The sequence below is a fragment of the Enterobacter sp. BNK-18 genome (assembly GCF_047456135.1).
GTDB classification, from domain to species: Bacteria; Pseudomonadota; Gammaproteobacteria; order Enterobacterales; family Enterobacteriaceae; genus Enterobacter; species Enterobacter ludwigii.
Genome location: NZ_CP179899.1, coordinates 451,297 through 470,095, shown reverse-complemented (window position 1 = coordinate 470,095; position 18,799 = coordinate 451,297). Strand labels below are relative to the sequence as shown.

Sequence of the window (18,799 nt, the reverse complement as noted above, 5' to 3'; positions counted from 1 at the left end):
ATCAACATATCAGCATTTTGATCTGCGATATTCATCAAAAGCGAATATTTATTTCTGATTTGATCGGTTAACGGTGATCTGTTTCACAGTTAATCGCTTTTTCCAGGATAAAATGTCCATGCTTTCAATTACTGAAAGGAAATGAAACATGGAAAACAATAATCGTTTAATGCCCCATATAAGGCGGACAACTCATATCATGATGTTTGCCCACCGAAACTGTTTTGACTTTCATATCTTTAATGCCCGGTAGTCCTTCGACTTCTGGCGCACCCGCTTGCAGGTTATCCTGAAACACCCTATTTTACAGGCCTTTGCCTGTGAACCCGTGCGCTCATTCATCTTAATTCAGGCTCATCCGCGACCGGGCGGACTGAATTCTATTCAGCAAAAAACGCATTACTGATTTTTTTAATCAGCGGCCTCCTTTTGCTGTTTTCCGGCATATTATCGATTTCTTTTCTGCAAGAAATCGAGGGAATGTTATTACCTAAAATAAAGAGAGAAAGATGAAAAGTTTAAAAATTGCAGCCAGCCGCGCCTGCCCTGATTGCTTTACCACTCACCGTGAACTGGTGGATATCAACGCCACGGATTATATTGATGTTGCCGCCATTGTTCTGGCCGTCAGCGATATTTTCACTGGTCGTATAGAAGAAATAGAAGCAACCGGATTTGGCATTCCTGTTTTTGTCGCGACGCATAAAGAAGAAATTATCCCGGCAGAGTATTTATCGCGGATCCACGGCGTATTCGAAGCATCAGACACCAGCAACGACTTCCACGGACGCCAACTGGAAGCGGCCGCGCAGAAGTATGAAACCCAACTGCGTCCGCCGTTTTTCCGGGCTCTGGTCGACTATGTCAAACAGGGTAACAGCGCCTTCGACTGTCCGGGTCACCAGGGCGGGCAATTCTTCCGCCGTCACCCTGCCGGCAATCAGTTTGTCGATTTCTTTGGCGAAACCCTTTTCCGCTCAGACCTGTGCAACGCCGACGTGGCGATGGGCGATCTGCTGATCCACGAAGGGGCACCCTGCATTGCGCAGCAACATGCGGCCAAAGTCTTTAATGCCGATAAAACCTACTTCGTGCTGAACGGAACCTCATCGTCCAACAAAGTGGTGCTCAACGCCCTTCTCACTCCGGGCGACCTGGTCCTGTTCGATCGCAACAACCATAAATCCAACCACCACGGAGCACTTCTTCAGGCGGGCGCAACGCCGGTCTATCTGGAAACCGCACGTAACCCGTACGGCTTTATTGGCGGCATCGACGCCCACTGCTTCGAGGAGAATTATCTGCGTGAGCTGGTGTCCGAAGTGGCGCCAGGCCGTGCCCGTGACGCGCGTCCGTTCCGCCTGGCGGTGATTCAGCTGGGTACCTACGATGGCACCATCTATAACGCTCGCCAGGTCGTGGATAACATTGGCCATCTGTGCGACTACATCCTGTTTGACTCTGCCTGGGTGGGTTACGAGCAGTTTATACCGATGATGGCCGATTGCTCTCCGCTGCTGCTGGAGCTGAATGAAAACGATCCGGGGATCCTGGTCACCCAGTCAGTCCATAAACAGCAGGCCGGTTTCTCACAGACCTCGCAAATCCACAAGAAGGACAGCCACATCAAAGGCCAGCAGCGCTATGTTCCGCATAAGCGGCTGAATAACGCCTTCATGATGCACGCGTCCACCAGCCCGTTCTATCCGCTGTTTGCTGCACTGGATATCAACGCCCGCATGCATGAGGGACAGAGCGGCCGCAACATGTGGATGGACTGCGTGGTGACCGGTATCGAAGCCCGTAAGCTGATCCTGCAGAACTGCCAGTATCTTCGCCCATTCGTGCCGGAACTGGTTGATGGCCGTCCGTGGGAAAGCTGGGACACCGCTGAGATTGCCACGGACCTGCGCTTCTTCCACTTCGTGCCCGGTGAACACTGGCACGCCTTCGAAGGCTATGCCGAACATCAGTATTTTATCGATCCGTGCAAACTGCTGCTGACCACGCCGGGTATTAACGCCCGGACCGGTGAGTACGAGGATTTCGGCGTCCCCGCCACTATTCTCGCCAACTTCCTGCGTGAAAACGGCATCGTGCCGGAAAAATGCGATCTCAACTCCATCCTGTTCCTGCTCACGCCTGCCGAGGATATGGGCAAACTGCAGCAACTGGTCGCGCAACTGGTGCGCTTCGAAAAACTGCTCGAGACGGATGCCCCCCTCAAAGAGGTACTGCCTTCTGTCTGTAAACAGTATCCGGAGCGCTATGCAGATTACACCCTGCGCCAGATTTGCCAGGAAATGCATGAGCTGTACGCCCGCCACAACGTGAAGCAGCTGCAAAAAGAGATGTTCCGCAAGTCTCACTTCCCGCGCGTCATGATGAACCCGCAAGAGGCGAACTATGCCTACCTGCGGGGTGAGGTCGAGCTGGTCTCACTGCGCGATGCGGAAGGTCGCATTGCCGCCGAAGGTGCCCTTCCTTATCCACCGGGGGTGTTGTGCGTTGTGCCGGGTGAAGTCTGGGGCGGTTCCGTGCTGCGCTACTTTGCTGCGCTGGAAGAGGGTATCAACCTTTTACCGGGCTTCGCGCCGGAACTGCAGGGCGTTTACGTTGAGGAGTGTGACGGTCGTAAGCAGGTTCGTTGTAACGTCATCAAACACGCTGCCGCTCAGCCATCGCTGCTGAAAGGAGAAAAATTATGAGCAAGTCCAATAAAATGGGCGTGGTGCAGCTGACCATTCTCACCATGGTAAACATGATGGGGTCCGGGATCATCATGTTGCCCACCAAGCTTGCGGAAGTAGGAACCATTTCGATTATCTCCTGGATGGTGACCGCCGTGGGGTCAATGGCACTGGCCTGGGCATTCGCCAAGTGCGGTATGTTCAGCCGCAAGCCCGGCGGGATGGGCGGCTACGCCGAATATGCCTTTGGCAAATCCGGTAACTTCATGGCCAACTACACCTACGGCGTCTCTTTGCTGATCGCTAACGTGGCGATTGCCATTTCCGCCGTGGGTTACGGTACGGAGCTATTCGGTGTGGCGCTGACCCCGGTGCAAATCGGGCTGGCCACCATCGGCGTGCTGTGGATCTGCACCGTGGCTAACTTTGGCGGCGCGCGTATTACCGGACAGATCAGCAGTATTACCGTCTGGGGGGTCATTATCCCGGTGGTTGGGCTGTGCATCATCGGCTGGTTCTGGTTTAGCCCCACGCTGTACGTCAACTCCTGGAACCCACACCATGTTCCGTTCTTCACCGCAGTGGGCTCTTCCATCGCCATGACGCTGTGGGCCTTCCTGGGGCTGGAATCTGCGTGTGCTAACGCCGAAGTGGTGGAAAACCCGGAGAAGAACGTACCGATTGCCGTGCTTGGCGGTACGCTGGGCGCTGCGGCCATTTACATTGTCTCAACCAACGTGATTGCAGGGATTGTACCGAACATGGATCTTGCCAGTTCCACGGCACCGTTCGGTCTGGCCTTTGCGCAGATGTTTACGCCGGGTGTCGGGAAAGTGATCATGGGGCTGATGGTGATGTCCTGCTGCGGCTCGCTTCTCGGCTGGCAGTTCACCATCGCTCAGGTCTTTAAATCATCCGCTGACGAAGGGTATTTCCCGAAAATCTTCTCCCGGGTCAGCAAAGCAGAGGCACCGGTTCAGGGCATGCTGGCGATTGTTATCTTCCAGAGTGGGTTATCTTTGATGACCATCAGCCCGTCGCTGAACAGCCAGTTCAACGTGCTGGTCAACCTGGCGGTAGTGACCAATATCATTCCGTATATTCTGTCGATGGCGGCGCTGGTCATCATTCAGAAGGTGGCGAAGGTGGACGCAGGCAAAGCGAGGGTGGCGAATATTGTGGCGCTGATTGGGGCAATTTACAGCTTCTATGCGCTCTACTCTTCCGGCCAGGAAGCCATGCTGTATGGTGCGATGGTGACCTTTATGGGCTGGACGCTGTACGGTCTGGTATCACCACGGTTTGAATTGAAAAATAAACACAGTTAATGCAAAAGCAAAACGGCAACCCTGGGGTTGCCGTTTTGACTGCATCGTGAGGGCATCAGCCCACAGCGATTTACGCGTTTTTCAGCACTTCGCTGACAATCTCTACCGCTTCTTTCTCAATCAGCTTACGGTGTTCGTCGCCGAGGAAACTTTCACAATAGATTTTGTACGCATCTTCCGTACCGGATGGACGCGCGGCAAACCAGCCGTTTTCGGTCATCACTTTCAGACCACCGATAGAGGCACCGTTACCCGGGGCCGCCGTCAGACGGGCCGTGATAGGATCACCGGCCAGCGTGCTGGCACTGACCATCTCCGGAGAGAGTTTAGACAGCGCCGCTTTCTGCGCGGAGGTCGCGCCAGCCTGAATACGGTTATAGCTTGGCGCGCCAAAGCGTGCCGCCAGCTCGTTATAGTGTTCCTGCGGATTTTTACCGGTGACAGCGGTGATTTCCGCCGCCAGCAGGCACATGATGATCCCGTCTTTATCGGTGGACCATGGCGTGCCGTCGAAACGCAGGAAGGATGCGCCCGCGCTCTCTTCACCGCCAAAACCGAAGCTGCCGTCGTGCAGACCGTCAACAAACCATTTGAAGCCTACCGGTACTTCCACCAGCTTACGGCCCAACGCCTCAACCACGCGGTCAATCATCGCCGAGGAGACCAGCGTTTTACCTACAGCCACCTCTTTGCCCCACTGTGGACGATGCTGGAACAGGTAGTTGATGGCAACCGCAAGATAATGGTTCGGGTTCATCAGCCCTGCCGGGGTGACAATACCGTGGCGGTCATAATCCGGGTCGTTGGCAAACGCCAGGTCGAATTTATCACGCAGCGCCAGCAGGCCCGCCATCGCGCACTCGGAAGAGCAGTCCATACGGATTGCGCCGTCTTTATCCAGGTGCATAAAGCGGAAGGTCTGATCAACGTGATCGTTAACGATGGTCAGGTTCAGCTTGTAATGCTCTGCGATGCGTTTCCAGTATTCGATACCGGAGCCGCCGAGAGGGTCAACGCCCAGCTTCAGACCGGCTCTCTGGATTGCCGCCATATCGACGATATCCGCCAGACCTTCCACAAATGGCTGTACCAGATCCTGCTCTTTCACATGGCCGGATGCCATGGCCGCATCCAGAGAGAGGCGTTTCACCCCATTCAGGCCATCCGCCAGCAGCGCATTGGCACGATCTTCAACCACTTTCGTGACGTTCGTGTCTGCCGGTCCACCGTTAGGCGGGTTGTATTTGATCCCACCGTCTTCCGGCGGGTTGTGTGATGGGGTGATCACAATCCCGTCAGCCAGCGCGCCGCCTTTTTTGTTGTGGACAAGGATCGCGTTAGAGACCGCAGGGGTCGGCGTGAAGCCGTTATTTTCCTGAACAATGACGTCAACGCCATTCGCCGTCAGCACTTCCAGCACGGAAATGAACGCCGGTTCAGACAGAGCATGGGTATCTTTTCCCACATAGCACGGACCGGTAACGCCGTTTTTAGCGCGCTCTTCCGCGATGGCCTGAGCAATAGCCAGAATGTGCGGTTCGTTAAAGCTATGGCGCGCCGCGCTACCGCGGTGGCCAGATGTACCAAACTTCACTGCGTGTTCTGCGTTGCCCACGACCGGTTTCAGCACGTAATACTGCGCGGTCAGCTGAGCGACGTTAATCAAATCGCTTTGTTGTGCAGGTTGGCCTGCACGGCTGTGATTTGCCATTACCGGGTCCTTCTGATGCAAGGGTTAAATTGTACCGCAAACCTTTTCAATCAATTCCGCCGGGAACTGCATGGACTGCATGATGTGTTCAACCATGCTGCACTTGCGGCCCGTATTGGTATTGGTGATGACCCAGTACGGTGTGCCCGGGACATGTTTAGGTTTGGTTTGGTTGCCATTTTGCAGCAGCGTTTGCTCGTCGCCCGCGAAATAGACGCGGGTACGACCGTGCAGCGACTCGGTCGCTTCAGCAAACGCTTTGTTATCCAGTGAATAGAGTGTAGACAGCACCAGCATGAAGCGGTTAACCGCTTTTTTCTGCTCGGCGTACTCATCAGAGAGCAGCAACTCGCGCATCGCACGTACTTTGTCTTTCACTTGCGCGACGGCAGGTTTTGCTTGTGCAACAACGTTTTGTTGAGACACGACATCTTTAGTGACTGGGGTAGCAGGCTGTGAGGCGGCGGAAATTTTAAGCATGCGCCGTAAAATGTCGGACGCACTCTCCCCGATATGCCGCGTCTGGCTGGCAATATACTGATAGAGTTCGTCATCAACTTCGATTGTTTTCATCTTAATCCAGTGCGATATCTTATCTGAATACAAGTCGTTGGGATTATAAAGTTAAATTCCAACAGCGGATAGCGTCAAACCAGGTTGGCGGCAAAAGTCAGATTAAACTGGAACCTTGCAGCCGGGCGGCAGAATGGTCAACATGATACCCTAACCTGACATACGTAAAAAAAGAACTTTGCCATGAAATTGAATACCCGAGCGCAAACTGCACAATCGCCGAACAATAATTCTCCCATCGTACTGGTTCACGGGCTTTTTGGCAGCCTGGATAACCTGGGGGTGCTGGCGCGCGATCTGGTTACCGATCACGATATTTTGCAGGTCGATATGCGAAATCACGGTCTTTCCGGGCGTTCAGAGGAGATGACCTACGCGGCAATGGCCCAGGATCTGCTCGATACGCTTGATGCCAACCATCTTCAGAAGGTGACGCTCATCGGGCATTCTATGGGTGGCAAGGCGGTAATGGCCCTGACGGCGCTGGCACCGGACAGAATCAACGGTCTGGTCGTGATCGACGTTGCCCCGGTGGATTACGACGTGCGCCGTCATGACGACATTTTTGCTGCCATCAATGCGGTAACAGAGGCTGGGGTTTCAACCCGCCAACAGGCCACAGCCGTCATGCGCGAACATCTTAATGAAGAAGGCGTTATTCAGTTTCTGCTGAAGTCGTTTGTCGACGGCCAGTGGCGTTTCAACGTACCGGTACTCTGGGCGCAGTACAACAACATCGTCGGCTGGGATACGGTGCCCGCCTGGCAACACCCTACCCTCTTTATTCGCGGCGGTAACTCCCTTTATGTCACCGACGCCTACCGCGACACGTTGCTGGCGCAATTCCCGCAGGCCCGCGCCCATGTCATCGCCGGTGCCGGACACTGGGTTCACGCGGAAAAACCTGACGCCGTGTTACGCGCCATCCGCCGCTATCTCTCTGATACTGCGAATTGATTAAAAAGAGAGCGACTGGAAGGTTGCGGGCTTCCAGTCGTTGGCGTGCCGTTTTTGGTGATGTATGATGGCGCGCTCATCGCCCGGGCAATAGCAGGGCGGCTTGTTTCCCCCGAAGTCTCAGAATCATGGCCAAAGAACAAACGGACCGTACGACACTAGATCTGTTCGCGAATGAGCGTCGACCGGGACGACCGAAAACGAATCCGCTTTCGCGCGATGAACAGCTGCGTATTAATAAACGCAACCAGCTTAAACGCGATAAAAATCGTGGGCTTAAGCGTGTCGAACTGAAGCTCAATGCCGACGCCGTCGATGCGCTTAACGAACTGGCTGAAGCGCGTAATATCAGCCGTAGCGAGCTCATTGAAGAGATGTTGATCGCCCAGCTTGAGACGTTGCGCCGCCAGGCATAAGTCTGAAAATCCCCTTTCTTACCCTTTTCATGTAGCACAGAGTGCAGTCCTGCGCGATAGCTGTTTCCGCGGGGTTGCCAGTTCTGCTATTATTGCCCTTATCCGTGGACAAATTGCGCCACCATACCATTAAGTTTCAAGAGGTTATTTTACTCATGGCAATCATCGGCATTTTCTTCGGCAGTGATACCGGCAATACCGAAAATATCGCAAAAAACATTCAAAAACAGCTCGGTAAAGACGTTGCCGATGTGCATGACATCGCCAAGAGCAGCAAAGAAGATCTCGAAGGCTATGACATCCTGTTGCTGGGTATCCCAACCTGGTACTACGGTGAAGCCCAGTGTGACTGGGATGATTTCTTCCCGACGCTGGAAGAAGTGGACTTCAACGGCAAGCTGGTCGCCCTGTTTGGCTGCGGCGATCAGGAAGACTACGCTGAGTACTTCTGTGACGCGCTGGGCACTATCCGCGATATTATTGAACCGAATGGTGCAGTTATCGTAGGCCACTGGCCAACTGCAGGTTACCACTTCGAAGCGTCTAAAGGCCTGGCCGATGACGACCACTTCGTGGGTCTGGCGATCGACGAAGACCGTCAGCCAGAACTGACCGCAGAGCGCGTTGAGAAGTGGGTGAAGCAGATCCGCGAAGAACTGCACCTGGACGATATTCTTAACGCCTGATTGTTATTGTGGCGCAACCCCGGTTGCGCCCAGGAACCAGGTCAAACGATTAAATTAATCGCTACAATCTTTTAACTTTTTCGCCCAGACCTGTACAATGTCTCCCAGGTAAAATGGGGTGCCATTGAGCAAGTTTGTCGGTGATACCACGTTTTTATAAGCATACTTTGCCTGAGACTTGCAGTTTTCATTTAGCCATGGCAGTTCTATAATGAGACGCATTATTCCAGGTGCATTTTCTGTCACTTCCTCCAGAAGTGAATCGTTTAGCAACAGGACAGATTCCGCATGACTGACAACAATACCGCATTAAAGAAGGCTGGCCTGAAAGTTACGCTTCCTCGGTTAAAAATCCTTGAAGTGCTTCAGGGTCCAGACAATCACCATGTCAGTGCGGAAGACCTTTACAAGCGTCTTATCGACATGGGTGAAGAGATTGGGCTGGCAACCGTCTATCGCGTGCTGAACCAGTTTGATGACGCGGGCATTGTTACCCGTCATAATTTCGAAGGCGGTAAATCTGTATTCGAACTGACCCAGCAGCAGCACCACGATCACCTGATCTGCCTGGATTGTGGCAAGGTCATTGAATTTAGCGATGATTCCATCGAAGCACGTCAGCGTGAAATCGCTGCTCGTCATGGTATCCGCCTGACCAACCATAGCCTGTATCTGTATGGTCACTGTGCTGAAGGTGATTGCCGCGAAGACGATCACGCACACGACGCCAAATAAGTCGAACTTTCATACTCTGAGCCAGCCGCAAGGTTGGCTTTTTTTTGCCTGTCACCCGGCGAAAAAAAGCCCGGTAAGCACAGCGCCACCGGGCCTTAACACACTTAATTAATTTCCGTTGTTACTGCGTATTTCCTTCCAGATCTGGTCGCAACGCTTCGCCACTTCCTGATCGTTACCGGTTTTACGCGCCTGAATGCAGGCCTGATAGTCCATCACGCGAACATTTTCCTGCGTCGCAAACTGCTCATGCGCCTTCTCTTTCTTCAGCACATTCAGCACGCTCTGGCAGGCTTCAATTTTCTCCGGTGAGCCTTCAGCGGTGTTAATGCAGGCGCTGTAAGCCTCCTTCAGGCGAGAATCTTCTTTCGGTGCCGGGTCCTGGGCGCAAGCCACCAGCCCCGAGGCCAGCAACGCGACGATTACCATTTTTTTCATCATGTGCAGTCTCCATTCCGGCGGGACGGAACCCGCCGGAGCGTTCATCAGAAGATAGTGAATGGTGCGATAACCATGAATTTCACGTCACGTTCATCCTGGAAGATGTTGCCGTAACCGCCCGCGTAGCTTGGAATATCAGAGTGGTTGTCATACTGCGTGAAGTGCAGCTTGAACATCGTGCCTTTCGCACGTCCATCCTGCACGGTATAGATGGCATCCAGGCTGTAAGAGGACTCTTTCAGACGGTAGTTCGGATCGTAGTATGCATCCGGTGTGGCCATGTCGCCCGGTTTGGCATCCCAGGCATACGCATAGGAGGCGCCCACCGCCCAGCCCGGCAGGTTCCAGTTTTTCAGGTCATACATTGCGCCGAAGAAGACCGCTTTTTCGCCGTCGGCGTTGAAGTCAGAGCGGTTATCCCACCAGATATCCAGACGACCGTTGGAAGATGCGTAAGTCGGGGTCATACGCTGCAGGAAGTAGCCCTGCTGCCCTTCCGCCTTCACCCATGTTCCTTCCAGACGCAAATCCACCTGACCCACTTTATAGCCAAAGGTCAGCGCCTGCAGCCAGGCCGTGCCGTCATAAATATCGTTGACGCCACCATCGCTGACTTTGTCTCGCGTGCCGTAGAACTGGTAACTGGTACTCAACGGACTCCCTGCGATATCAAATTTGTAGCTGGCTTTGGCAAAATACTGATCGATATAGCCTTCAGCCTGACCAAAGGCGGCTTCTAACACGAGGTCATTTTTAAAATCGTACTTCGCACCCAGCGAGTGGAGGTAATCCACTTTGGTCTTTTTATCGTTCTGGTAAAACTTATCCATTTCGATATGCCACGGGGCTTTGTATTCGTTGGTCCACATATAGGAGAAACTCAACGCACCCGCATCACCGTAGTCAAAGTTAGCGCCAGCTTCAGCGCCCTGGTAAGTACCAGGCATAAAACTCCAGTGTGGCGCTAACAGGGTTTGGCCAGTTGGCTGAATATATCCGCCGCGTGCCCAGACTGGACCATATTTGAATTTTGCAGCGGCTTTATACAGGCTGATACCGCTTTTATCGCCGGACCAGTCTTCTTTATAGGCCTTATTGCTGGACGAGAAGGCAATTTCGTTCGGATGTCCGCTGTCGCCATTTTCCGCCATTTCAATTGCCGTGAATGCGGCAATATCCAGGCCGAACATATCGGCGGCATAGCCTGACTGGAAGTCGAGGTTGGCGTTCCAGGTAGAGTGAGAAAGGTTGGTTTTGTATTTGTCTTCGGTAACGTCTTTACGGTCACGTTCACGCTGCCAGTAATAAATACCGCCCGTGAGGGTAGAATCTTCGATGAAACCTGCTGCCTTAGCCTCTGGCGCAATCACCAGGCCTGACATTGCTGTCACACCGGCGATAGCCAGCGCCAGCGCACTACGTTTGCCACTGAACGTACGCATAGATTATTCCTCTTTGACGAATTAAAACGCCTGAACGGCGAAAAATATAAAAGACCAAAAGGTCAGGGGTAGTCAGAAATACCCTCGAATTAACTACCGCCTTTAGGTTATTTTTCGCGACGCGAATTATCAATGCTTTTCCGTGGGCAAAAGTCAGGATTATGACGAAGTGCACATAATTAGTAGTGCTTTGTAACATTTAGCGGGAGACGAGATTTGGCGGGGCAAGTCATTAAATTTAAGCCAGTAATTGTGTAAATTACTGGCTATTTTCAGGCCTTCACTCTTTTCAGAAATCTACAAACTTTTTTTAGAAAAATAAGTAGCACCACATTGACCTGAATATTGCGCAGACATTATTTTTGCTCGCGCTTAACGATATGATCATTCAATAAAAAAACGCCGCATTGCGCGGCGTTTGTCTCTCATTGACCAGAGCAGCGTTATTATTCGCCGACTTTAGTCCAGGTATCACGCAGGCCAACGGTACGGTTAAACACCGGTTTTTCCGAGGTACTGTGACGGCTGTCGAGGCAGAAGTAGCCTTCACGTTCGAACTGGAACGCTTTGCCCGCTTCAGCGGCTTTCAGAGACGGCTCAGCATACCCCTGCTTGATGACCAGAGATTCCGGGTTGATTGTCGCCAGGAAGTCTTCTGCTGCACCTGGGTTAGGCACGCTGAACAGACGATCGTACAGGCGAATTTCAACCGGCAGCGCATGTGTTGCACTTACCCAGTGGATCACGCCTTTCACTTTGCGGCCATCTGCCGGATCTTTGCTCAGGGTTTCAGCGTCGTAAGAGCAGAAGATGGTGGTGATATTCCCTTCCGCATCTTTCTCAACACGCTCAGCTTTGATCACGTATGCGTTACGCAGACGCACCTCTTTACCCAGCACCAGACGCTTGTACTGCTTGTTCGCTTCTTCGCGGAAGTCAGCACGATCGATCCAGATTTCACCGCTGAACGGCACGTCACGGGTCCCCATTTCCGGTTTGTTCGGATGGTTAGGCATGGAGACCATTTCGCTCGCGCCCTGCGGGTAGTTTTCGATAACCAGTTTTACCGGATCGATGACGGCCATTGCGCGCGGCGCGTTGTCGTTCAGATCTTCACGGATGCAGGATTCCAGAGAGGCGATCTCAATGGTGTTATCCTGCTTGGTCACGCCGATGCGCTTACAGAACTCGCGAATAGACGCGGCAGTATAACCACGGCGACGCAGACCCGAGATGGTTGGCATACGCGGATCGTCCCAGCCCTCAACGTGCTTGTCGGTTACCAGCAGGTTCAGCTTACGCTTGGACATCACCGTGTATTCCAGATTCAGACGAGAGAATTCGTACTGACGCGGATGCACCGGGATCGTGATGTTATCCAGAACCCAGTCGTACAGACGGCGGTTGTCCTGGAACTCCAGCGTACACAGGGAGTGCGTAATGCCTTCCAGCGCATCGCTGATGCAGTGGGTAAAGTCGTACATCGGGTAAATGCACCACTTGTTACCGGTCTGATGGTGTTCAGCGAACTTGATACGGTACAGAACCGGATCGCGCATCACGATGAACGGAGATGCCATGTCGATTTTGGCACGCAGGCACGCTTTACCTTCCTCGAAGCCACCCGCACGCATTTTTTCAAACAGCGCCAGGTTCTCCTCAACGCTGCGATCGCGGAACGGGCTGTTTTTACCCGGCGCGGTCAGCGTGCCGCGGTATTCGCGGATCTCGTCAGCAGACAGCTCGTCGACATACGCCAGACCTTTATTGATAAGCTCGACCGCATAGGCGTACAGCTGATCAAAATAGTCAGAGGAGTAGCAGATATCGCCAGACCAGTTGAAGCCCAGCCATTGCACGTCATTCTTAATAGACTCAACGTATTCGATGTCTTCTTTTACTGGGTTGGTGTCATCGAAACGCAGGTTGCACTGTCCCTGGTAGTCTTGCGCGATGCCAAAGTTCAGGCAGATCGATTTTGCATGACCAATATGCAGGTAGCCGTTTGGCTCCGGCGGGAAACGGGTATGAACTGTGGTGTGCTTACCACTGGCCAGATCTTCATCGATGATCTGACGAATAAAGTTACTCGGGCGGGCTTCAGCCTCACTCATCGTGGATTCCTCAAAGCGTAAACAACGTATAACGGCATATGATCTTATAAGCCGGACGTAGTGACAACCCTTAAAACGTCTCTGAAGAAAATAATGGGGGCAATTGCTGCAAAAAAAAGCGGCGGAGGAAACCCCCCGCCGCTTAAGGCATGACTCTACTCAGGAGCGATTACTTGCCTTTAATCTCATACAGTGGCGTCTGGCCCGCAACGACCTGACCTTTCGCCTGAATCACCAGGCCGCTGAAGTCGTCGATATTGCTGCAAACGACCGGGCTAATCATGGAGCGCGCGTTAGCGTTCAGGTAATCCAGATCCATTTCCAGAATCGGCTGACCTGCCACCACGTCGGCCCCCTCTTCCACCAGGCGAGTAAAGCCCTGACCGTTCAGCGCGACGGTATCGATACCCATATGGACAACGATCTCCGCGCCCTTTTCAGTTTCGAGGCAAAACGCATGGTTGGTGTTGAAGATTTTAACGATGGTCCCGGCAGCCGGTGACACCACGGTTTTGTCCGTTGGTTTCACCGCCACACCGTCACCGACAGCTTTGCTGGCAAACGCTTCGTCAGGCACCTGCTCAATCGCAACCACTTCACCGGTAATCGGTGAAACCAGCGCGGCAATGGTCGTTGCGTTAGGGACGGCCTGCGGTTTTGCCACCGGGGCTTCCGTCACTGGCGCGCTGTTCGCTGCTGAAGCCGCGATCGGTCCACGGGCAACCACTTTCTTCATTTCATCGCCAATCGATTCCGCTTTCGCACCCACGATAACCTGGATGGTCTGCTTGTTCAGTTTCACCACGCCGGATGCGCCAAGGCGTTTACACATGGCATCGTTAACACGCGCAGAATCACCTACCGTCAGGCGCAGACGAGTGATACATGCATCGATAGCTTTCAGGTTATCCGTACCGCCTACTGCGGCAATATAATTGGTTGCCAGCTGGGTCAGCCCTTCTTCGGTATTGCTGTTAGCTTCGCCAGTAACGATGTCGTCTTTCGTATCTTCGCGGCCTGGTGTTTTCAGGTTAAACATACGAATGACTGCGCTGAACAGAACGAAGTAGATAACGAAGAACACCAGACCCATTGCGACCAGCATCCAGACGTTCTTGCTCGCCGCGGGCAGGTTGTACATCAACACGTAGTCGATCGCGCCGGCGGAGAAGGAGAAGCCCGCATGGATACCCAGCAGCGTTGCAACAAACAGGCTAATACCCGTCAGCACAGCGTGCATGAGGTACAGCAGCGGAGCCAGGAACATGAACAGGAATTCCAGCGGCTCAGTAACACCGGTCAGGAACGCGGTGATGGCAACTGACAGCAGCATCCCGCCAACCATTGGACGACGCGCTTTCGGTGCGGCCAGGTACATAGCCAGCGCCGCGCCCGGCAGACCAAACATCATGATAGGGAAGAAGCCCGACATGAACATGCCCGCGGTGCCGTCACCTGCGTAGAAGCGGTTGATATCACCGTGGAATACCGCGCCCGCGGCGTTGGTAAACTCACCAATCTGGAACCAGGCAATGGTGTTCAGCACCTGATGCAGGCCGGTTGGGATCAACAGACGGTTGATGAAACCGAAGATACCCGCACCCACTGCGCCAGCGGAAACAATCCACTCACCGCCCGCATGGATAGCGTGCTGCACCGGTGGCCAGATGTAGCCAAAGATCGCGGCCAGAATCAGACAGAAGAAGCCTGTCGCAATCGGCACAAAACGTTTTCCACCAAAGAAGCTCAGGAAGTCTGGCAGTTTGATCCCCGCCCAACGGTTATAAACAGCCCCGCCGACCAGACCGGTAATGATACCTGCCAGAACGCCCATGTTAATTTCTGGGTTTATCGTCACCATCGCTTTCGTCAGGATGAAGTAACCGACAGCCCCGGCCAGCGCCGCTGCACCCGCGCTGTCTTTTGACCAGCTGGATGCCACACCGATGGCGAAAATCAGCGCCAGATTGTCAAAAATCGCGCCACCCGCTTGCGCGATAAATGGCACATTAAGCAGATCGGGTTGCCCGAATCGCAGCAGCAGTGCTGCAACCGGTAGCACGGCGATAGGGAGCTGCAAAGCCCTACCGAGGCGCTGGAAAAAACCTAAAATATTCATCCTATTCCCCCTACGAGACCCTTATTAAGGCTCGTGCATAAACTATGTTTTTATTGTGTCGACAACGATAAATACAGTTGATGATTCACTGGCATTGTGAGTGTGTGAAAAATTAATTCGTATCGCAAATTAAACACGTATTTTTTGTGATTTTTGTCACCAAATATCGTTAATAACCCTCCCTTTCTCTGGCTAACAGTGAAAACTTATTTTATCATTCAAAAAATCAAGACGGATTGATCCGGCCTGAAAGGTTCCAGGTTACGCTTAGTTCAGGTTCCGATAGCCATCCGCCCACTCTTCTACTTTAACTCTTGAGGTGAACAATGAGACTGATTCCCCTGGCAACTGCTGAACAAGTCGGTAAATGGGCCGCCCGTCATATCGTAAACCGTATTAACGCGTTCAAACCCACCGCCGATCGTCCTTTCGTTCTCGGCCTTCCTACCGGCGGCACGCCGCTGACCGCGTATAAAGCCCTGGTTGAAATGCATAAAGCAGGCCAGGTTAGCTTTAAACATGTTGTGACCTTCAACATGGATGAGTATGTCGGCTTACCCAAGGATCATCCGGAAAGCTACCATAGCTTTATGCACCGTAATTTCTTTGATCACGTTGATATTCCGGCTGAAAACATTAACCTGCTCAATGGAAACGCGCCTGATATTGACGCAGAATGCCGTCAGTATGAAGAAAAAATCCGTTCCTACGGTAAAATCCACCTGTTCATGGGTGGCGTGGGCAACGATGGCCATATCGCGTTCAACGAACCGGCCTCTTCTCTGGCTTCCCGTACGCGTATTAAAACCCTGACCCATGACACGCGCGTGGCAAACTCCCGCTTCTTTGACGGTGATGTTAACCAGGTTCCAAAATACGCCCTGACCGTAGGCGTAGGCACCCTGCTGGATGCCGAAGAAGTGATGATTCTGGTTCTGGGCGGCGTGAAAGCGCAGGCGCTCCAGGCTGCCGTTGAAGGCAACGTTAACCACATGTGGACCATCAGCTGCCTGCAGCTGCATCCAAAATCAGTCATCGTGTGCGACGAACCGTCCACGATGGAGCTGAAAGTGAAAACGCTGAAATACTTCAACGAGTTAGAAGCTGAGAACATCAAAGGTCTGTAATTGAATAACCGCCTCTTCATCAAGAGGCGGCCGCTTTTTTTAACCGGGGGTCGTTATGTACGCTTTAACCCACGGTCGGATTTATACCGGCCATGATATTCTGGATGACCATGCGATTGTTATCGCCGATGGCCTGATTGAACGTGTTTGCCCGCTGGCAGAACTGCCGCCGGGGATTGAACAGCGCTCACTCAATGGAGCAGTAATCTCCCCCGGTTTCATCGACGTACAGCTGAACGGCTGCGGCGGTGTGCAATTTAATGATACCGCGGAGGCGGTGACGGTCGACACGCTGGAAATCATGCAGAAAGCCAACGAGAAATCGGGCTGCACCAGCTATCTGCCAACCCTCATCACCAGCAGTGATGAGCTCATGAAACAGGGTATCCGCGTGATGCGCGACTACCTGGCAAAACACCCTAATCAGGCGCTGGGTCTGCATCTTGAAGGACCGTGGCTGAACATCGTGAAAAAAGGGACGCATAACCCGGATTACGTGCGTAAACCTGACGCTGAGCTGGTCGACTACCTGTGTGCCAACGCCGATGTGATCACCAAAGTGACGCTGGCTCCTGAAATCGCGGGACCTGACGTTATCAGCAAACTGGCCGCCGCCGGGATTGTCGTTTCAGCGGGCCATTCAAACGCAACGCAAAAAGAAGCGAAAGCAGGTTTCCGCGCCGGCATTACCTTTGCGACGCACCTGTACAACGCGATGCCGTATATCACCGGTCGTGAACCTGGGCTGGTCGGGGCAATTCTCGATGAGCAGGACGTTTACTGCGGCATTATTGCTGACGGCTTGCACGTCGATTACACCAACATTCGCAACGCCAAGCGCCTGAAAGGCGACAAACTCTGTCTGGTAACCGATGCCACCGCACCGGCAGGGGCAAATATTGAGCAGTTCATTTTTGCCGGTAAAACAATATACTACCGCAATGGACTGTGTGTTGATGAAAACGGTACGCTGAGTGGTTCCTCCCTGACGATGATTGAAGGGGTGCGTAACCTGGTTGAACATTGCGGGATTGCGCTTGATGAAGTCCTGCGTATGGCGACCCTTTATCCTGCGCGCGCGATGGGCGTAGATAAACAGCTTGGCGGAATTGCACCAGGTATGGTTGCAAACCTGACGGCATTCACACACGATTATAAAATTATCAAGACCATCGTTAATGGTAACGAGGTCGTCACTGAGTAAGTAAAAGTATGACACCAGGCGGACAAGCTCAAATCGGTAATGTCGATCTCGTTAAACAACTTAACAGCGCGGCGGTTTATCGTCTGATTGACCAACACGGGCCAATCTCGCGCATTCAGATAGCCGAACAAAGCCAGCTTGCTCCCGCCAGCGTGACAAAAATTACCCGTCAGCTCATTGAGCGCGGACTGATCAAAGAAGTCGATCAGCAGGCCTCCACCGGAGGCCGCCGCGCCATCTCCATTATTACCGAAACCCGCAATTTTCAGGCGATCGGCGTCCGTCTTGGTCGTCATGACACCACCCTTACGCTCTATGATCTGAGCAGCAAAGCCATCGCGGAAGAACACTACCCGCTTCCGGAGCGCACTCAGGAGACGCTGGAACACGCGCTGCTGAATACCATTGAACACTTTATCGAGAGCTGTCAGCGCAAAATCCGTGAACTGATTGCGATCTCGGTGATCCTGCCAGGCCTGGTGGACCCCGAAAGCGGCGTGATCCGCTATATGCCCCATATAAAGGTTGAGAACTGGGGGCTGGTAGATGCGCTGGAAAAACGCTTTAAAGTGACCTGTTTCGTGGGGCACGACATTCGCTCTCTGGCCCTGGCAGAGCACTACTTTGGTGCGAGCCAGGATTGTGAAGATTCGATTCTGGTGCGCGTACACCGGGGGACAGGGGCAGGCATCATCTCTAACGGCCGCATTTTTATTGGCCGCAACGGTAACGTCGGTGAGATTGGTCATATTCAGGTAGAGCCGCTTGGCGAACGCTGCCACTGCGGAAACTTTGGCTGTCTGGAGACGATTGCCGCCAACACGGCGATTGAACAGCGGGTGCGCCATCTGCTTGAACAGGGTTACCAGAGCCGCGTCACGCTGGACGATTGCAAGATAGGGACGATCTGCAAAGCCGCCAACAAAGGCGACGCGCTGGCCTGTGAAGTTATTGAGCAGGTGGGTCGCCATCTGGGTAAAACCATCGCCATCGCCATCAACCTGTTTAACCCGCAAAAAGTGGTGATCGCCGGTGAGATTGTGGAGGCCGAGAAGGTCCTGCTGCCCGCCATTGAAGGCTGCATTAACACTCAGGCGCTGAAAGCCTTCCGCCAGAACCTTCCCGTCGTTCGTTCTAAGCTTGACCATCGCTCAGCGATAGGCGCATTTGCGCTGGTTAAACGCGCCATGCTCAACGGTATTCTGTTGCAACATTTGCTGGAAAGTTGATCGGGTCTTATAGTAACGCCTTCTTTT

General features: G+C 53.1%; 16 protein-coding genes. 10 read left to right on the top strand and 6 right to left on the bottom strand.

Going from position 1 to position 18,799, the window contains the following annotated elements; translation table 11 throughout:
- Positions 1-148 precede the first annotated feature (148 nt).
- The 3 genes from speFL (at position 149) to potE (ending at position 4,018) form a co-directional block, all read left to right on the top strand.
- A complete protein-coding gene (gene speFL, locus ACMGG3_RS02280; protein WP_106503839.1) occupies positions 149-253 on the top strand; it encodes a leader peptide SpeFL in 105 nt (34 codons plus the stop codon).
- Positions 254-509: 256 nt separating this feature from the next.
- The gene (speF, locus tag ACMGG3_RS02275; RefSeq protein WP_020884975.1) at positions 510-2,708 is read left to right on the top strand and encodes an ornithine decarboxylase SpeF; all 2,199 of its coding nucleotides are present in this window, start codon (positions 510-512) and stop codon (positions 2,706-2,708) included.
- Positions 2,705-4,018 (top strand): putrescine-ornithine antiporter, encoded by a 1,314-nt coding sequence (gene potE / locus ACMGG3_RS02270; protein ID WP_014169152.1) that lies wholly within the window; start codon positions 2,705-2,707, stop codon positions 4,016-4,018. Before speF ends, potE begins: the two co-directional genes overlap by 4 nt.
- 70 nt (positions 4,019-4,088) lie before the next feature.
- Here the strand turns inward: potE and pgm are convergent, their stop codons facing one another.
- Both pgm and seqA read right to left on the bottom strand, forming a co-directional pair.
- The gene (gene pgm / locus ACMGG3_RS02265) at positions 4,089-5,729 is read right to left on the bottom strand and encodes a phosphoglucomutase (alpha-D-glucose-1,6-bisphosphate-dependent) (protein WP_284942827.1); all 1,641 of its coding nucleotides are present in this window, start codon (positions 5,727-5,729) and stop codon (positions 4,089-4,091) included.
- 24 nt (positions 5,730-5,753) lie between these two features.
- Positions 5,754-6,302, bottom strand: a complete 549-nt coding sequence (seqA, locus tag ACMGG3_RS02260; protein ID WP_020884977.1) for a replication initiation negative regulator SeqA — start codon at positions 6,300-6,302, stop codon at positions 5,754-5,756.
- Between the two features lie 183 nt (positions 6,303-6,485).
- On the opposite strand from seqA, the gene ybfF reads away from it, so the two are divergent.
- The 4 genes from ybfF (at position 6,486) to fur (ending at position 9,096) form a co-directional block, all read left to right on the top strand.
- Entirely contained in the window at positions 6,486-7,259 is a 774-nt protein-coding gene (gene ybfF / locus ACMGG3_RS02255; RefSeq protein ID WP_196087704.1) for an esterase, read from the top strand.
- 128 nt (positions 7,260-7,387) lie between these two features.
- A complete protein-coding gene (gene ybfE / locus ACMGG3_RS02250; protein WP_014169148.1) occupies positions 7,388-7,675 on the top strand; it encodes a LexA regulated protein in 288 nt (95 codons plus the stop codon).
- 155 nt (positions 7,676-7,830) lie between these two features.
- Positions 7,831-8,361, top strand: a complete 531-nt coding sequence (fldA, locus tag ACMGG3_RS02245; protein WP_008501067.1) for a flavodoxin FldA — start codon at positions 7,831-7,833, stop codon at positions 8,359-8,361.
- A 288-nt stretch (positions 8,362-8,649) separates the two neighbouring features.
- Complete coding sequence (gene fur, locus ACMGG3_RS02240) at positions 8,650-9,096, top strand: ferric iron uptake transcriptional regulator (RefSeq protein WP_014169146.1); 447 nt, start codon at positions 8,650-8,652, stop codon at positions 9,094-9,096.
- A 108-nt stretch (positions 9,097-9,204) separates the two neighbouring features.
- Here fur and chiQ read toward each other — a convergent pair whose 3' ends face one another.
- From chiQ to nagE, 4 genes are all read right to left on the bottom strand, one after another.
- Entirely contained in the window at positions 9,205-9,534 is a 330-nt protein-coding gene (gene chiQ / locus ACMGG3_RS02235; RefSeq protein ID WP_025204664.1) for a ChiQ/YbfN family lipoprotein, read from the bottom strand.
- Between the two features lie 47 nt (positions 9,535-9,581).
- Positions 9,582-10,979 carry a chitoporin ChiP gene (gene chiP / locus ACMGG3_RS02230; RefSeq protein WP_020884980.1) on the bottom strand — a complete coding sequence of 466 codons (1,398 nt, stop codon included), beginning with the start codon at positions 10,977-10,979 and terminating at the stop codon, positions 9,582-9,584.
- Between the two features lie 446 nt (positions 10,980-11,425).
- Entirely contained in the window at positions 11,426-13,093 is a 1,668-nt protein-coding gene (gene glnS, locus ACMGG3_RS02225; RefSeq protein WP_040016939.1) for a glutamine--tRNA ligase, read from the bottom strand.
- A 169-nt stretch (positions 13,094-13,262) separates the two neighbouring features.
- Positions 13,263-15,212, bottom strand: coding sequence for a PTS N-acetyl glucosamine transporter subunit IIABC (nagE, locus tag ACMGG3_RS02220; RefSeq protein WP_032677692.1), 1,950 nt, complete (start codon positions 15,210-15,212; stop codon positions 13,263-13,265).
- A 326-nt stretch (positions 15,213-15,538) separates the two neighbouring features.
- Here nagE and nagB point away from each other — a divergent pair, with 326 nt between their 5' ends.
- From nagB to nagC, 3 genes are read left to right on the top strand one after another with little or no spacing between them, the layout of a single operon-like run.
- Positions 15,539-16,339, top strand: coding sequence for a glucosamine-6-phosphate deaminase (gene nagB, locus ACMGG3_RS02215; protein WP_008501061.1), 801 nt, complete (start codon positions 15,539-15,541; stop codon positions 16,337-16,339).
- A 55-nt stretch (positions 16,340-16,394) separates the two neighbouring features.
- On the top strand, positions 16,395-17,543 hold the full coding sequence (nagA, locus tag ACMGG3_RS02210; RefSeq protein ID WP_032681419.1) for an N-acetylglucosamine-6-phosphate deacetylase: 1,149 nt from the start codon (positions 16,395-16,397) through the stop codon (positions 17,541-17,543).
- An 8-nt stretch (positions 17,544-17,551) separates the two neighbouring features.
- Positions 17,552-18,772 (top strand): DNA-binding transcriptional regulator NagC, encoded by a 1,221-nt coding sequence (nagC, locus tag ACMGG3_RS02205; protein WP_014169139.1) that lies wholly within the window; start codon positions 17,552-17,554, stop codon positions 18,770-18,772.
- Positions 18,773-18,799: the final 27 nt, after the last annotated feature.

What these genes read in the sequence shown, in the direction of transcription:
- speFL (WP_106503839.1), top strand. Translation starts at nt 149, where the DNA reads ATGGAAAACAATAATCGTTTAATGCCCCATATAAGGCGGACAACTCAT.
- nagB (WP_008501061.1), top strand. Translation starts at nt 15,539, where the DNA reads ATGAGACTGATTCCCCTGGCAACTGCTGAACAAGTCGGTAAATGGGCC.
- potE (WP_014169152.1), top strand. Translation starts at nt 2,705, where the DNA reads ATGAGCAAGTCCAATAAAATGGGCGTGGTGCAGCTGACCATTCTCACC.
- glnS (WP_040016939.1), bottom strand. Translation starts at nt 13,093, where the DNA reads ATGAGTGAGGCTGAAGCCCGCCCGAGTAACTTTATTCGTCAGATCATC.
- nagE (WP_032677692.1), bottom strand. Translation starts at nt 15,212, where the DNA reads ATGAATATTTTAGGTTTTTTCCAGCGCCTCGGTAGGGCTTTGCAGCTC.
- seqA (WP_020884977.1), bottom strand. Translation starts at nt 6,302, where the DNA reads ATGAAAACAATCGAAGTTGATGACGAACTCTATCAGTATATTGCCAGC.
- pgm (WP_284942827.1), bottom strand. Translation starts at nt 5,729, where the DNA reads ATGGCAAATCACAGCCGTGCAGGCCAACCTGCACAACAAAGCGATTTG.
- chiQ (WP_025204664.1), bottom strand. Translation starts at nt 9,534, where the DNA reads ATGAAAAAAATGGTAATCGTCGCGTTGCTGGCCTCGGGGCTGGTGGCT.
- ybfE (WP_014169148.1), top strand. Translation starts at nt 7,388, where the DNA reads ATGGCCAAAGAACAAACGGACCGTACGACACTAGATCTGTTCGCGAAT.
- speF (WP_020884975.1), top strand. Translation starts at nt 510, where the DNA reads ATGAAAAGTTTAAAAATTGCAGCCAGCCGCGCCTGCCCTGATTGCTTT.
- fldA (WP_008501067.1), top strand. Translation starts at nt 7,831, where the DNA reads ATGGCAATCATCGGCATTTTCTTCGGCAGTGATACCGGCAATACCGAA.
- fur (WP_014169146.1), top strand. Translation starts at nt 8,650, where the DNA reads ATGACTGACAACAATACCGCATTAAAGAAGGCTGGCCTGAAAGTTACG.
- nagC (WP_014169139.1), top strand. Translation starts at nt 17,552, where the DNA reads ATGACACCAGGCGGACAAGCTCAAATCGGTAATGTCGATCTCGTTAAA.
- chiP (WP_020884980.1), bottom strand. Translation starts at nt 10,979, where the DNA reads ATGCGTACGTTCAGTGGCAAACGTAGTGCGCTGGCGCTGGCTATCGCC.
- nagA (WP_032681419.1), top strand. Translation starts at nt 16,395, where the DNA reads ATGTACGCTTTAACCCACGGTCGGATTTATACCGGCCATGATATTCTG.
- ybfF (WP_196087704.1), top strand. Translation starts at nt 6,486, where the DNA reads ATGAAATTGAATACCCGAGCGCAAACTGCACAATCGCCGAACAATAAT.